At 55.4% G+C, this 14,420-nt stretch carries 10 protein-coding genes; 7 read left to right on the forward strand and 3 right to left on the reverse strand.

Annotated features, from left to right (window positions below):
• The first annotated feature begins 69 nt into the window (after positions 1–69).
• From RH858_RS10775 to RH858_RS10790, 4 genes are all read left to right on the forward strand, one after another.
• Positions 70–3,285, forward strand: coding sequence for a PD-(D/E)XK nuclease family protein (locus RH858_RS10775; RefSeq protein WP_310561837.1), 3,216 nt, complete (start codon positions 70–72; stop codon positions 3,283–3,285).
• Complete coding sequence (locus RH858_RS10780; RefSeq protein ID WP_310561838.1) at positions 3,282–7,010, forward strand: UvrD-helicase domain-containing protein; 3,729 nt, start codon at positions 3,282–3,284, stop codon at positions 7,008–7,010. The genes RH858_RS10775 and RH858_RS10780 overlap by 4 nt, the downstream gene beginning before the upstream one ends.
• 126 nt (positions 7,011–7,136) lie before the next feature.
• Positions 7,137–7,589: a hypothetical protein gene (locus tag RH858_RS10785; RefSeq protein WP_310561839.1), complete on the forward strand. Its 453-nt coding sequence runs from the start codon at positions 7,137–7,139 to the stop codon at positions 7,587–7,589.
• Positions 7,570–8,688, forward strand: coding sequence for a hypothetical protein (locus RH858_RS10790; protein WP_310561840.1), 1,119 nt, complete (start codon positions 7,570–7,572; stop codon positions 8,686–8,688). The genes RH858_RS10785 and RH858_RS10790 overlap by 20 nt, the downstream gene beginning before the upstream one ends.
• On the opposite strand, the gene RH858_RS10795 is transcribed toward RH858_RS10790, so the two are convergent.
• A complete protein-coding gene (locus RH858_RS10795) occupies positions 8,685–10,880 on the reverse strand; it encodes a hypothetical protein (RefSeq protein ID WP_310561841.1) in 2,196 nt (731 codons plus the stop codon). The genes RH858_RS10790 and RH858_RS10795 overlap by 4 nt on opposite strands.
• 127 nt (positions 10,881–11,007) lie before the next feature.
• On the opposite strand from RH858_RS10795, the gene RH858_RS10800 reads away from it, so the two are divergent.
• The 3 genes from RH858_RS10800 to RH858_RS10810 all read left to right on the forward strand — a co-directional run bounded on the left by RH858_RS10800 (position 11,008) and on the right by RH858_RS10810 (position 12,490).
• Positions 11,008–11,574, forward strand: coding sequence for a hypothetical protein (locus RH858_RS10800; RefSeq protein WP_310561842.1), 567 nt, complete (start codon positions 11,008–11,010; stop codon positions 11,572–11,574).
• 57 nt (positions 11,575–11,631) lie between these two features.
• Entirely contained in the window at positions 11,632–12,066 is a 435-nt protein-coding gene (locus RH858_RS10805; protein WP_310561843.1) for a TRAM domain-containing protein, read from the forward strand.
• 151 nt (positions 12,067–12,217) lie between these two features.
• Positions 12,218–12,490, forward strand: a complete 273-nt coding sequence (locus RH858_RS10810; RefSeq protein WP_310561844.1) for a hypothetical protein — start codon at positions 12,218–12,220, stop codon at positions 12,488–12,490.
• An 86-nt stretch (positions 12,491–12,576) separates the two neighbouring features.
• Here RH858_RS10810 and RH858_RS10815 read toward each other — a convergent pair whose 3' ends face one another.
• Positions 12,577–13,272, reverse strand: coding sequence for a hypothetical protein (locus RH858_RS10815; RefSeq protein ID WP_310561845.1), 696 nt, complete (start codon positions 13,270–13,272; stop codon positions 12,577–12,579).
• Positions 13,269–13,943, reverse strand: a complete 675-nt coding sequence (locus RH858_RS10820; protein WP_310561846.1) for a helix-turn-helix domain-containing protein — start codon at positions 13,941–13,943, stop codon at positions 13,269–13,271. Before RH858_RS10820 ends, RH858_RS10815 begins: the two co-directional genes overlap by 4 nt.
• Between the last annotated feature and the right edge of the window lie 477 nt (positions 13,944–14,420).

Consider the following 14,420-nt stretch of genomic DNA (forward strand, 5'->3'; position numbering starts at 1 on the left):
GGTTCTAACTGAAAAGATTCCTCTGCGTCTGGGACAGAATTATGTCACGGGAATTACTTTGCTTTTTGTATGGCTAATGGCTGTGATTTTCTTACCAGTCCATCCTTCGACGCACTTCAGTCTGAGGTATTTGGCTGGGTCGATGCGCAAGCAGGTGGTCACCCCGCTAGTATCCTCTACATTGAGAATAATGATCACCGAACGGACGAAATCGCTGACGCGTGGGCTGAGAATTACGAGCCGCTCCGGCTTCGGGTAACCGATCTCAATACTGTCGTCGGGGAATGCTACGAGCGGATCGCTGACCCGAGCTCTCTTCTGGATGCGCTGACTCGGCGCCGGTTAATCGATCGAGCGCTTCGAACTGTCGCTGACCGTGGTCTCTTGGACGATGCGCATCTCTACCGAGACCACTTCACCGATCTCATTACGGAACTGGAGGGAGAGGGCTACCACTCACCTGGAGCGGTTCGAACTCTCGTCGAGGATTCCCAGTTATCACCTGGAACCGCTGATCTGGTCGCGACCGTGTATGAGGAGTTCTACGAGCTCCGCCGAGAAGGTGTCGGGGATGACGTGTACACCCTTAGTGAGGCGTACCGGACGGTCCTCGATAGCGGAGCTTCCCTTACGGAGATCTTCCCTCACGTCGACGTCGTCGTAATTTCTGGATTCTACGACCTGTCCCACCACGAGAAGGGTTTTCTTCAGCGACTAGCCACCGCGTTCCCCGTCTATATCTCGCTCCCCCTGGCCGATACGGAAACGCCGGCCGACGGCGCAAACCAGATCACTGCTGACGCGATGGAGACGTACCAGGCAATTGCTGGCCCACCGACCGCTGTCACTCCCGATTCTCCGAGTTCACTCATCGACGCTGCTGGTAAGCTCTATACGCCAACTCCAGGAGTTGACGAGGATACGGCTCCTCCCGATCAGCTTCAATGGTACAGCGCCCCCACACCAGATCGAGAGGTTAGACAAGTTGCTCGAAGGGTGCGGAAACAGCTCGCGGACGGCGCCGACCCTAACGACATCCTGGTTGTCATTCCGGGTCTAATCTCGTATCAGGAGCAAGTCGCCGACGTATTCGAGGCCGCTGGTATCCAGTCGGTCGGGTTTGCGAACAAGCTGCTGTATCAGACGTATGCTGGGCGGGCAATGCTCGATCTGGTTGAACTCTGTGTCGACGACCCACGCACAGATACGGTAGCTCGTCTCGCGACGAACCCGCTCGTGACTCTTGGAGGTGCCACCGACGACGTTGATCGGTCCGCTGTTGCTGACCTTGCCCGCCGTCTTCCGACAGTCGATACTGACCGACTTCTCGAGGAACTCGACGATGCCTCCGCTGAGGTGTTGGAGAACCTTTTCCAGGTCGCCGACGATGCTGAGGTCGCGGAGGCCGACGACGTCGTTGAAGCCGTGCGAACTGTGTTCGAAACCGTCGACCTCTCTGAAAACGTCGACTCTATCGAAGAAGATGCGGCGTCATTCGATGCCCGAATGGAAGTCGCGTCCTACAATCGGGTCGAGAGGGTGCTTGACGCCGTCGAATTCGTGGCTGAGCGCTTTGGGATGGACGAGCCAATCGACGAAGTGGCCGATGCACTTGAGAAGGTGCGGGTCCCCCCACCGAGTCAATCTACACAGGAGGTCGTCGAGATCGTTGGTCCACGCGATGCCTACATGCAGTCCTATTCGCACCTGTATTTCGTCGGGTTGACCGAGCAGGACTTCCCCGTCGAGAATGATCGACCGCTCTTTTTCGAGCGACTGTTCGACGACATTCCTGACCTCTCGTTCACCGATGATCGAGCCGAGGCCCGCTACCAGTTTGCTACCTTGCTCTCAGGTGCGGAGAGCGTCTACATTACGACCCCCGAGACATCATTTGATGACGATGACCTGCTTGAGTCGTCGATTCTCGATGAACTCGCTCGAGTAACTGGCCTTGAGCCAACGCCTGATGATCTTGGGAATGCCGTTCCCGAAGACGTCCAGCGTGCCCTTCGTCATCACCGAGATAGGGAGGCACGGGAGGAAGCCGTTATGCACGCTGCTGACTCCGGAGTATTCTCGCGACAGCAGGCCGAGCGCGTCATGGCGGGTGCGAGGTGCGCTGAAAGTCGGGCTGACGCCGGACTAACCGCCCACGACGCACAGCTTGACCCCGAGTTGGTCTCGGAACTCCACGGTGAACGTGGGCCGTACAGCCCGACGCAGCTGAAAGATAACGCTCAGTGTGGGTACGCCTACTACATGAAACGGATCCTTGGTATCGAAGCGCCGGACGAGTTCCATCTCGAGCCTCAGAAAGTTGATCTTGGGAGCCTCGTCCACGATATCTTCGAGGAGTTCTATCGCGGGCTCCAGGATGACCACGGCGATCCAGTTGACCTCAGTGAATATGACCGGGGAGTCCTCGAAGAACAGCTGTTAGAGCAGACACGAGATAGCCTTGCGGACTCCGATATCGACTTCGACGACGTGTTCTATAAACGGTGGCTGGAGCAGCTCCTTGCTGGGCTCGCGACGCCCGACGTGAACGAGTACTTCGGTGACGGGCGACCTCATCAGGGAATCGATCAGGGACTCTTCGTCCGGTTCCTTGATGCGGAGCACGACGACAACGATGATATTCCGGCATGGTTTGAGGTGCCGATGGACTTCTCCGATTCGGAAGAGGGCGAGATCACGGTGACGACACCGGATGGAAGAGAGATATCCGTCGGTGGATTCATCGACCGCGTGAGTCTTCGCGAACAGGACGATGGTACCATCGATGGATTGGTTCACGACTACAAGACGAGCGACCCGGACACCATTCAGACAATCGACGGTATCGAATTTCAGCTTCCTCTCTATACCCTTGCGACCCGAGCTGAACTAGCAGCCCAATACGGAGATACACTTGGCAGTGTGGACGGAGAATTCTATGTAACGGAGCCGCCGACGGAGGTTACCCGGAAGTGGAGTCTTCGATACTACCTTGAACGGAACGATGGAACTAACGAGGACTATGAGCGATTCCTCACAGAAACTGTCCCGTCGCGGGTTGGCGAGATAGCTGAGGGTATCGAGAATGGTGCCTTCCAAACGACCACGCTTTCGCCGAAAGAAGCCGGCTGTCACTACTGTGACTATCGGGACATCTGCGATGTTCGACACCACCAACGTCAAGAGATAATCCAAGAGATGGATCGCTCCGGTTCGTCCGGTTATATCCCACAGAGGGCGCGAGATGGGTCGTTCCTGGATACGCTCGGGGGTGCGGACGAATGACGGGGATCGACGATACGCCGGCGTCGACGTACGACGAAGATGAGGAGGAGCTTTCCCCGACAACTGAACAGGAGGAAGCTCTGGAACTCGATCAGAATATCGCGATTACCGCTGGGGCAGGCACTGGAAAGACGACGACCTTGACTCTCCGTTACCTCGAGATGTTGGAGTCAGATCCCGGCATCGGGCCCGAGAACATCGCGACGATCACGTTTACGAACGATGCCGCGAATGAGATGCAGGAGCGTATCCGGGAAGAAGTAGCTGAGCGTCTCAGTGAGGCCCCGGAATCAGACGAGTACGACTACAGTCGATGGCGCAGCATCAAGGACGAATTAGAAAACGGATATATTCACACCATCCACGGGTTCTGTTCTCGGCTGCTCCGTGAGTACGTCGTCGAAGCCCCGGTCCAACCCGAGTTTGACACGCTGGACGAGGCTGATTCCAAGGTGTTGATGCAGGAGGTGGTCCGGGAGACTATCGACGCTCGTTGGGGGGCGAATGAGGACATTCGTCGTCTCGCTCGTCTCTGGAATCGGGATTCGCTCGAGCAGGTCCTCGTCGGTCTGCTTGAGAGCCGGCCGAGGAGTACCGAATGGGCGACTCGCTGGGAGGGATCGACAGTAGATGAATACCTCGATCACATCTGGTCGACCTTCTATCCCATAGATAGGGGTACAGCGGAAGAACTACTCAAAGAAGAATCCGTACAGGAGGCTCTCCATACGATCTGCGGACTTCACGATGAAGAGTTAGAGATTGATCCTGACGACAAGGGAATGCAGTTTATGCAGGATGTGACTCGTGTCGTGCGAGACACGGGAGTTCATACCAACGATGCAGAAGGATACCATTGGCAACGGGCACTCGATTCTCTCTGCGATCACCTGACTTCTAACAGTGGTGAACGATACACTGGACGACAACGGTTCCGCTACAGAGGATCCAAGAGCAATTGGAGCGCTCACGAGGAAGAGCAAGAGCAGCTTGATGCTGCTGTCTCCGCTCTACTTGATGGCCTCAACCCCGAGGAGAGGGATTTCATCGGCGGTCTCGATACCGAATGGAACAGTAGTCACTACGTCCTGAGCCTTGCTCGGCTCTACTCCACCGTTCTGGACGAATATAGACAGACGAAATCGGAACAGAATGCTCTCGACTATCACGACCTCATCCAGACCTGCATCGACTTCCTGAACGCGGACGACCGTCTCTGCGAGCAAGTTCAGTCACAGTTCGAGTACGTAATGGTCGACGAGATGCAGGATACTGACCTGCTCCAGTGGGAGTTAATCAAACTATTGACTGCCGGTGACACCGATGATTTTGATGCTCAGAACGTCTTCCTGGTCGGCGACGAGAAGCAGAGCATCTACCGATTCCGCGGCGCCGACGTGACCACCTTCGGTTCGGCTCGTGAGGACCTCGCTGCGGCTAATCCGGACGATGTCGAGACCACCAAGCAGCTCAGAGGCAATTTCCGCACGATTCAGGAGACGCGAGAGTTCCTGAACGCGCTCTTCGACGAGGTATTCGAGCCGATGGATGACGAGTACCGCGACTACGAAGCCAAGCCTCAGGCACTTACGGATGAACGCCGGCAGGGACGCGATGTTACCGGTTCGGTCGAGTACCTGCTCGTGCCTGACGAGGACGTCCCGGAACTCCACGATACCGACTACCTGAACCAAACGCCTCGATTCGCTGGGCACGGCGAACGAGAGGCTCACGCGCTTGCTAGCCGTCTCACCTCGTTCCTGGACGATCCACCGGAAATCTACGATGACGACGAGGAATGTCTTAGACCTGCGAAACCCGAGGACATCACCATCCTGTTGCGCGCTCGCACCCGGCTCAAGGAGCACGAACGGGCGCTGGATGAATGCGGGATTCCGTATACTGTCGTGTCGGGTACTGGGTTCTGGGACGCCCCCGAGATCACAGGCTTAGTCAATCTGTTCACGTTCTTCGAGAACCCGGAGGACGACATCGCTCTCTACGGTGTCCTCCGGTCGCCACTGTTTGGCTTTCCTGATGAGGATCTTGCGCGACTCCACTCCGAGGATCAGCCACTCTGGGCCGCTCTCCAGACAGCTGAGGACGACCTCGGAGACGCTGCCCGGCTCTTGGACGAGTGGAGACAGATCGCAGCTGTCACCGACGATGTAACGGCTGACACGACTGTTCCGTGGGGTACGTTGCTCTCTCGGATTATCGACGATACCGGATTTATCGCTAGTGTCGGGGCAGATGAACGCCCGCGACAGGCGGCAGTGAATATAAACAAGTTCCGCGAACAGGTTCGCGCCTGGGAAGAAGGTGGCGTCAAGACGGTCTCGGAACTTCTCACGCGAATCGACCGTCGGAAGGAGATTGAATCCCACGCTGACGAGGCGACTATTCCCGAAGATGCCGACGGCGTCCAGATTCGGACAATCCACTCGGCGAAAGGGCTTGAGTTCCCTATCGTCGCAATACCAGAAGTGGGCACCGAATTCAACTTCCAGGGGGACGTCGACGACTACGGGAAAGTCTATCTCGACGAGCTTGACGTCGGGGATGGCGAGTCAGAACCGGTGCTTGGTCTGAAAGCTCCGTCAGCCGATGATCCCTATGAGCACCAGAACACGCTCGCTCGGACGCGGCTTCAAGAGGAGGTCAGGATGCAGGAGCGAGCCGAACTGAAGCGTCTCCTCTACGTCGCAGCGACGCGAACTCGTGACCACCTGCTCTTCAGCGGCGTTCACTCTATCGACGCTGATGAGGAGGATGGCTTAGGGTTAGGTGACCCGAATGACGCCGCGGATGCACGATACTGGCGTGATTGGCTCCAACCAATTCTCTTGGAAGACGAGGACGGTGATGCAGGACACATCTTGAGCCAGCTCTCCGTCGGAGCAGAACATACGACCACTATCAGTGGGAGTGAATACACAGTTCGAGTTCCAACCGCTCCTGTCCACGATTGGGACGCGTCAGCGGCAACTGAGCGCGACTACCCCCAAATCGACATTCCTGCTCCAGAGGTATCCACTCCCCCGACGTCGATTACGGCAACCAATTTTGCGAAGGCACTCTCTCCGGATGATGCAGCAGTCTATACCGACGAACTTGAGGAGGATGCCGCGAGTCTCGAAACGGATGGTCTTCAGGCCAACCATCTGGGCACGATCGTCCACAAACTCTGTGAGCTACGACCTGATCGAGACCGGTGGCGCTCCATCGCGGCTCGGCTAGGTTCTGCTTTGGATGATACGGTGACTGATGGGGATTTGGATCGGATCGAAGAGTATACTGAGCGCTGCCTACAGTTCCGTGATGACGTCGTCGACGACGAGTCGCCGACGACTATTCACGAGGAACTCTCGGTTGTGACGCGATTGGAGGCCGGCCGAATCGTCGGCGATATCGACCTGCTCTTGGTCACTCCAGACAGCTACCACGTTATCGACTACAAGACGAACGACACCTCTCAACGATCAGTCGACGACCTCGCAGAGAAGTACTGGCCCCAGCTCGAAGTGTATGTAGCTGCCCTCCACCAGAACGACGATTCCCGAATCGTTCACACCACGCTGTACTTTGCCGACGCTGATGAGCATCGGACCACGACCCACGACATGCTTTCGTTGGATATTCTTGGTGAAGACCTGAATACACAGCTTGAGGGATTAACGCAGTCCGACGGCGCCGCAGTCCGAGAAGAATCGAGCAATTTCTGAGCCAGTCCAGGCTCACTAACGCTATTCCTGCTCTGGAACCCCTCTACGCCCAATTCCTATTCTCAACCCTCGGAATTTAAAGCGAAAACTTATATCACTCGACAAGGCGTACACACGTAATAGCGTATGACTCGATGGCGAGCGAAGCGCCGGTACGAGGCAAACCGGCGGTTCGGCGAGCGTGCAGATGAGGCGCTTGTAGCCATCTCTATCCTCAAAGCCAAGCGTGACGGCATCGACCTCGAGCAGAGTGGGGACGACTTGCGAGCAAAACTCGAATCGGGCCGCCACCTACTTGAGCAAATTCGCGACGCGCTCGATGAAGATCCCGACGCTGATCCGTACGAATTAGCCATCGCTGAGCAGATTCAGGAGAATGCGATTACTGCAAGCTCCCGGTTGGTCGGCGATTTCGAGGACCTGATTGAGGTCATGGAAGCCGCTGAAGAGACTCTCACCTATCAACAGGGTCTTGACGATGTCCGTGAACAGTTGAAGGAGATCTCGGAGACTGCGAACCGCACTTCTCGAGATAGTATCAATCGTATGCGGGGTACTCTTGCCGACGGAACTCGCTGAGTCCCAGGTCGCGTATCTTCGGGGCAAATTCGAGGCCGCCCGCGAGGTCTTGGATACTCCCGATACTCGGATACCTGCGACAGATTCGATACACAGCTCCGTCGAAGATGGATTCGATAATATCGAGGAAACGCGTTTTCTCTACGAGCGTGCATACGATCAAGAACCGGATGCAGAAGCGACCCACGAACTGTATGAAGAGTACCTAGAGGCCATCGATACAGTTGCCCTGGAACTCCAGGTTTTGGAGGTTGAACTTGTATACTTAGATCTGCATCAGTATCAACGCCACTCGGTAACATCTGGTCGTCTCAACCACGCGTCATCCCTCTCGTCGGAACTCGCGGACGCATTTGGAATGGATATAACCGTCCTCCCGGTAATCTGGGATGGATTTGCGATTGATCCTCTCGATGAGAATCTCCCTGCTACCGGTGATTTGAGCCAAATTTATGTTCTCATCCTCCCCAGAACTCAGAGCGATCCAGAGTTCTATGCGCCCATAATTGCCCACGAGCTGGCTCACGCAGCCTTGGACCGTCAGGAAGACCTGAAGGCGGATTTCTATAATGTTCTGAGAGACGTTCAGCGGCGAACTCGTCAAGAGATCGATGATGAGACCCACTTTGCACGCTCTTGGCGGACTTGGTTCGAGGAACTGTTTTGTGACGCTTGTGGAGTATTAACCTTCGGACCGGCCTATCTCTCCTCGCTAGCCAGGCATCTTTACCACCCGAATCCGTACTATATCGAGAGCGATACCGACAGAGATCTCCATCCACCACCTGCACTTCGATTTGATCTCGTGATGGACCTCTCTGAGGAGTTCTTCCCTGACCTTCTGGATGGGATTCGTGACGACCGTATCGCGTTCGAGCGCCATCTCGATGCACTAGAACACAGTCGACCGCGAATCTACGACACCTACGACTACGGTGAGCTCAGGACGTTCATCACCCAAGAGGTCCCGGCATCGGTCGATCATGATCTCGAGGCACTCGTCGACGACATCACAGCGGGTGTGACTCCCGATGACCAGCCGGAGCGGTCTCACCGGTTAGCCGCAAACCAATATTGGCTGGATACCTATCCACCTTAGAACGGCGGGTAGGTGAGGCGCGAGACTCGGTCGTGACTGAGACGACTATTCATTCTCCGCGTGAGGTACACCGTGAGAGGGTCTTTGATCCCCTTTGAAGGAGCGCCCCAGTTCAGTTCCGAGAGATAGAACGCATCTCGCCCGACTGAGTACATGTCGAAATTTCCCTCTTCAACGGAAATCTCACAGAGAATCGGCTGCGGGGTCCCTTCGCCTAGTCGGGGTGCATCGGTCGTGACGATCAGAACGGTCTCGTCATCCAGCTGAGCATACGAACCCATATCCGGCATTCCGTCGTCGTCGTAGATACGATAGGTGGGAGAATGTTGGACGTCGACGCCTACCCATTCGAATGACTCAGTCACGTAGTTATTTGATTTCAGATACTCTACCCCCTCTTTGAGGCCTGCAATCTCATCGTCGCCGAGGTACCCGTTTCGGTGAATCGTGAGGGAACTCAATCGATCGAACCCAGAGCGAGGATCGTTGACCGCACCCTGAACGGCCCGAATCAGAATCTGCTTCGCCATTCCCTGATTCGTTACCGTACTTCGGCCGGTCGGATTCGTCTCCTCTGTTTGATAGAGAATCTGGTTGTCAGTGCCCGAGACTACTACTCCACTAGCAACCGTTCGGTCACGACCTGTTACGCTAAGCCCGAGGTAGGCGTCTGTATCGAGCTGATTCTCGATGCTGAATGGAATCACCCCCAGCTTAACCCCTAACCCGACTGCCGTGTTCGAAATGACATCGGCCTCGTGTCCCGACCGCTGGGCGCTTCGCAGATTCGTTGCGGTTAACGATTGGAGCGGCTTCCCGTCCAGTATCTCGATCAATTTGTGGTAGACATCTTCGTCGTATTCGGGGAGATACCCAAAGCCAGCGTCGACATCCTCAAGCGAGCGTTGCCATTCTTCGACCTCTCGCGGGTCCTCGTAGTTGACTCTTCCAGGCCGATCCGAGAGGATGAGTCCAAGGTGTTCCTCAACATATTCTCGCACCTGCTGATAGGCACTGAGCGCTTCGTCTTCCGTCCCCTCTGGGAAGAGGACAGCCACACTGAAATCCTGGTCAAACGTGCGTCGAGGGCCGACTTCCTCGAGATACCCCTGCTTTGCTGGGTTCCAGTATTCTTGGGTGAGCTCGCTGCCGTTAAAGCTGATGTTCGGCCGCCCAATTGCCATCTCCGTTGAAGGGTCGTCGCCAAACGTCAGTACCGGATAACCGTATGCGCTGATCCCGTCGCGTACCGGGGATGGGCTAATGTCGGTCTGGATAGAGCCGATACTGATGTCGCCGATCAGCTCACGGAAATCTTCGACTTTCTGCCATCGCTCTTGAGGCCCGAACGTCGCTCGTTGGCTGATTTCGTCCGGGCGATCTTCAGACGGTGCAAACAGGAGTAACGACGGGGCAGCTGGATACCAATCACTATTGCCGTACTGGATTTTGACGGTCGGTTCAGATGGATCGATTCTGTCGGCATATTCTTTCCCATGCCGGCTCTCGATTTCGTCTAGTGTCTCGTTGTCGAACCGACCAGGTGGAATCTCGGAGACTGTCGTGTTCTCAAAGACTCCCGTGACAGTGCAAGAAGCCCGATCCGAGGTTTGGTAAATGAATGTACGACCGACGAGTTCGTCGTTTACTCGATCTATCCCCCAGGCAGGATCATTTAGATAGTCAGCTAGCGTCCGTGATCCGAATGCACCTAACGTCGGATCTAATGTGATGAGAGGTCGGTCGTGATGACTAATTCGCACTTCGACGCCGGGATGGACGTCGTACCCTTCGATACGCGCCTCTCGATCCTCGTGATAGAACGTGTTCTTCGTCGAGTCGTACCAGTAATCGTCCGTCTCGAGATCGTCCTTCAGTTCATCGATAAGCGCTTCCTGTAGAACCTTGAAATCACTCCACTCAGAGAAATCGAGATCAGATTCATGTGCGAATTCCAGCTCCGCTCCGTCCGCTGATTGAATCGTTCCGTAATCCCGCTCGGCGCCGATTACTGCGATATAATGTCGACCGCCCTGGTTGTACCAACGTGCTCTTCCACCTACATTCCTCTCGAGGATTGTGGCGTGGGCATTGAGGAGGGAGTAGTTATCGTTGGGCTGGGGATCGATATCATAGAGGTCCGCGGTTACTGACGGCACGTCGATCTCAAACGAATTGATGAACCGACCCATTGTCTTCTGTTCCCTGTTGACAGGATATAATACCCCGCGGTTCTCCGTTGAGCTCCTACTGATTGAGGTGAGAAAGTCGAGCTAATCATGGCACGAAGTACTTATGGATCCCCTCCGGACGCAACGTATGGGCCTGTTTGAGACCCTCTTTAGCTCATCCACCGGTGATTCTGTCCCGCAGGCACAGCAGCCAGGTCAACACGAAATTTTCCCAGAGGAGAAATATACCGTCGCTTACGCTGTAGCTGCCCGGCCTGAGGAACTTCAAGCGTTGGAACAACTTCTGGAAGCTGACCAGAACTCTCCCACTGCTTTAGAAGCAGAGCCCTTCCTTCGGGATATAATTGAGGATATGGAGCATGACCGAGACTATTCTCTTCGCCTTCGCACCTCCGGGGAGGAGCTCGTAGACGATATCCGTGAACTCATAGAGCATTGGGACAATCAGGTAGATGAGCAGATAGGGACGATTTGGTGGCCTATTGGAGCAGATACGACGTTCAGGTTGTACCTCCATTATTTGGAACTCCGTGCTGATGCGGAGGACGACCAATTTTCGTTCCCGGAGTCCGCTGGTCAGGTTCATACTCTCGTCCAGCGTGGTCTTAGTGCAATGGACGATGATGACGACTCGAATCTCGCTGTAGTCCACAAGCGAGACATTCCATGGGAAGAACCAGCTGAGGACAGCTGATCCAGTTCGCTCCTTTGCAAAGAGACCAATTAATTGTATCCAGTATCAAACCCAGTTATGGTAGAAATCTCAGACTCCCTGTGTTCGCTTTTCACTGCGAAAATTAAGGAGGAGGATGGCACATTCGTCATCAAGATTCCTCCGAATGAGATCAAGCACGGGGCGCTGACCGGTGATGAAACGTACCGCATCGCTCTCCTTGATTCCTCCTCCGAAGCTGAATCAACATCTCCACAGGCCCCACGGCATCCCGCCTCTCAGGGGAGCACGAGCCATGATTCATCTGGTCCTCCTGTTGATGAGGGAGAAGTGCGCGACGTGACAATCGAAACCGTCGGTGATCAAGGAGACGGTATTGCGAAAGTCGAACGGGGGTACGTCGTGATCGTTCCCGGCGCTCAGCCCGGCGACGAGCCAACAGTCGAAATCGAACAAGTTCAGGAGAATGTCGCGTTTGCGAGCATCGTCGATAATGATCCGCGGGCGGTCTAACTGTTCTCTCTGAGCCAGCTTCCTTCTCGGTAAACCATCGGTGTGAGGGGGCTCCGTTCGAGTTTGTCTGATGGAGGTGATTTTGAAAGTCACGTTACGCCCTCTCCGTTCGTTCACGATGGCACAACCTTCCAAAGCCGAAATTCAATCTATGACAAAAGAACCGATTGAGGTACTCGACGACCTGGCCGACCAGGTCGCCGATGAGTTCGAGGCGTATAGACAGCCGGACGAGTTCAAGGATGTCTCGCTCGTGATTGAGAATAGTGACGAGGAGTATCCGACGCTGATCGTCCACGTCGATAGGGAGGATGCGGAGTCCCTTGCCGACCGTATTGATGAGTTCCTCCGCGAGCACGGTGCTCGTACTGAACGGGAACGACATTCAGATACGGACGTCCGCGTGTTAACGACGGTCGACTGACACTCCCCTCCAATTTTTTTGATCGACTGTAAACACCCTTGTAGAGGGCCGCATATTTGCTTCCGATAAACGAGATCCCGACCACTTCAGCTCAGGTGATCAATCTGCGCAGACAGATACTCTTGAAGGGCAGTGACCGTTTCTTCTGAGACAGCTGAGGCCCCGAAGTCACTCCGAAAACCGTGTTTGAGCTCGTCGCTCTCTAAGATTTCCAGTCCACGCTCAAGTTGCTCCTGGAGCGCATCGTCGTCCCCTCGCCGTAGGTGGGGTGTGACAGCATCAAGGTCGATCTCTTCTGCCACTGCTAGGACGTCCCGAAGATCCGTTTCCCTGCCGCTGTGGAGCTTTGCCGCCACGAGGACTGCCCCATCGATGACTCTGGCCGTCGTCGTCACTGTACCCCCGCTCACCTCCTGTTGGTGGCTGTGGTCGTACAGGTGGTCGAACGACCACTGTGCCTCCGTCTGGCGACACCCGAGTCCGTTTACCAGAAGATCGAAGCCGATCGGCTGCTGCGGCGTGAGCCGCTTCTCGTACTCGATTACTTCGGTGTCGTAGAACCATTTCTTGGCGTGGCTGTCCGTTTCCTCGAAGTCCCGATATTCGAGGAACTCGGCGAAGTCCGTCTTGGAGTCCGATGCGACGACGATATCGAGGTCCGTGGAGAAGCGAGCATTGAACGCTGAGACCGCGTACCCGCCGACAAGGACGTAATCGTGGCCCTCTTGGGTGAGTTCCTCGAGCAGTTCGATGAGCGCGTCACTTCGGTTGTTGAAGCTCATGGCTGTGCGCGTTCGGTCTCTTGATACGTGACGCCGAGGTCGAGGTCCTCGTACATCCGGTCGAGCATCGCCAGCGCCGACTGGAACTGGGCATAGTTCTCGCGCATATACTCGATCGTCTCGGTTCTCGGGATGACCGGGTACCCTTCGACGTGCTCAATGTCGAGTGACGCGCGTGGCTCGAGGACGATCTGCAGCGGTCCGTCCAGCTCGTCTCGGGGCTGTCGCTCGAATGCGGTGGGAAGGTCGAAGGACTCAAAGAACGCCTCCCAGGCGTCGACGTTCCGCTCACGGACGGCCAGGAACAGCGGATAGTCATCCGGATTCCGCCCAACTTGGTAGCCGCCTTGGGTCCACACGTAGACGGCGTCGATCCGCGTGAACGCAAACGGCCAGTCGCCGAATTGTGGGATGACGTAGGACTCCTCGATGGTGGGTGGGCTGACGCTGGCGCTGGCAGCGACGAGCTCACGCGCTGCGTCGCGTACGCGCTCGTCGACGACAGTGAGGCCGTCGTCATAGGTGACGTAGCCCGCGTCTTCGAGCCGATTGACGGCCTGTCTCACCGTCTCGTACGGTGTATGGAGGTGTTGAGCGACACGGCGGATGGAGTCGCCGCCCTCGGTGGCGAGGATGATCTGCGCCGCCGTGTCGTCGAGAACCTCGTACATCTGACGATTACCAGTAATCCGGTAACAGTTAAAAGCCTTACTGGACTTCCGGTTAGAGTGATTCCGACTGAGCTGGACCACTCCGGTTTCTCATAATGAATGGCTAGACTATGTCGATATCTCACGCTTTCTGCATAATTTGGATAATGTAAACAATGTAGGTTGCATGTATTGCGCTCATTGGCGCTTGCTGGAGGTAGCGATAATTGTGATAGATTTGAACGAATTGTAGATAATGCAGATTATGTAGATTTCGTGTAGTTGGTAAAGATCGGGGCGAATGAAGATTGGGTGGACAATCCACATAATGCGCAAAATGTAGGTTGTGTGGATAGCGCACCCAATTTGTCTGACGCAGAATTATGGTGGGTGAGCTTCATTTGCCGCGTATGAGCAGGACAAAACCCACATTATCAACGATACGTGCGCAATCTTCAATATCTACACAATGCAAACTGCCTACAAAATGTGCAAAAT

The organism is Halalkaliarchaeum sp. AArc-GB, from assembly GCF_031432225.1.
Classification (GTDB): domain Archaea; phylum Halobacteriota; class Halobacteria; order Halobacteriales; family Haloferacaceae; genus Halalkaliarchaeum.

Excerpts from the sequence above, each read along its gene's own strand:
- RH858_RS10775 (WP_310561837.1), top strand. The coding sequence starts at position 70 with ATGGCTAATGGCTGTGATTTTCTTACCAGTCCATCCTTCGACGCACTT.
- RH858_RS10780 (WP_310561838.1), top strand. The coding sequence starts at position 3,282 with ATGACGGGGATCGACGATACGCCGGCGTCGACGTACGACGAAGATGAG.
- RH858_RS10785 (WP_310561839.1), top strand. The coding sequence starts at position 7,137 with ATGACTCGATGGCGAGCGAAGCGCCGGTACGAGGCAAACCGGCGGTTC.
- RH858_RS10795 (WP_310561841.1), bottom strand. The coding sequence starts at position 10,880 with ATGGGTCGGTTCATCAATTCGTTTGAGATCGACGTGCCGTCAGTAACC.
- RH858_RS10800 (WP_310561842.1), top strand. The coding sequence starts at position 11,008 with ATGGGCCTGTTTGAGACCCTCTTTAGCTCATCCACCGGTGATTCTGTC.
- RH858_RS10805 (WP_310561843.1), top strand. The coding sequence starts at position 11,632 with ATGGTAGAAATCTCAGACTCCCTGTGTTCGCTTTTCACTGCGAAAATT.
- RH858_RS10810 (WP_310561844.1), top strand. The coding sequence starts at position 12,218 with ATGACAAAAGAACCGATTGAGGTACTCGACGACCTGGCCGACCAGGTC.
- RH858_RS10815 (WP_310561845.1), bottom strand. The coding sequence starts at position 13,272 with ATGAGCTTCAACAACCGAAGTGACGCGCTCATCGAACTGCTCGAGGAA.
- RH858_RS10820 (WP_310561846.1), bottom strand. The coding sequence starts at position 13,943 with ATGTACGAGGTTCTCGACGACACGGCGGCGCAGATCATCCTCGCCACC.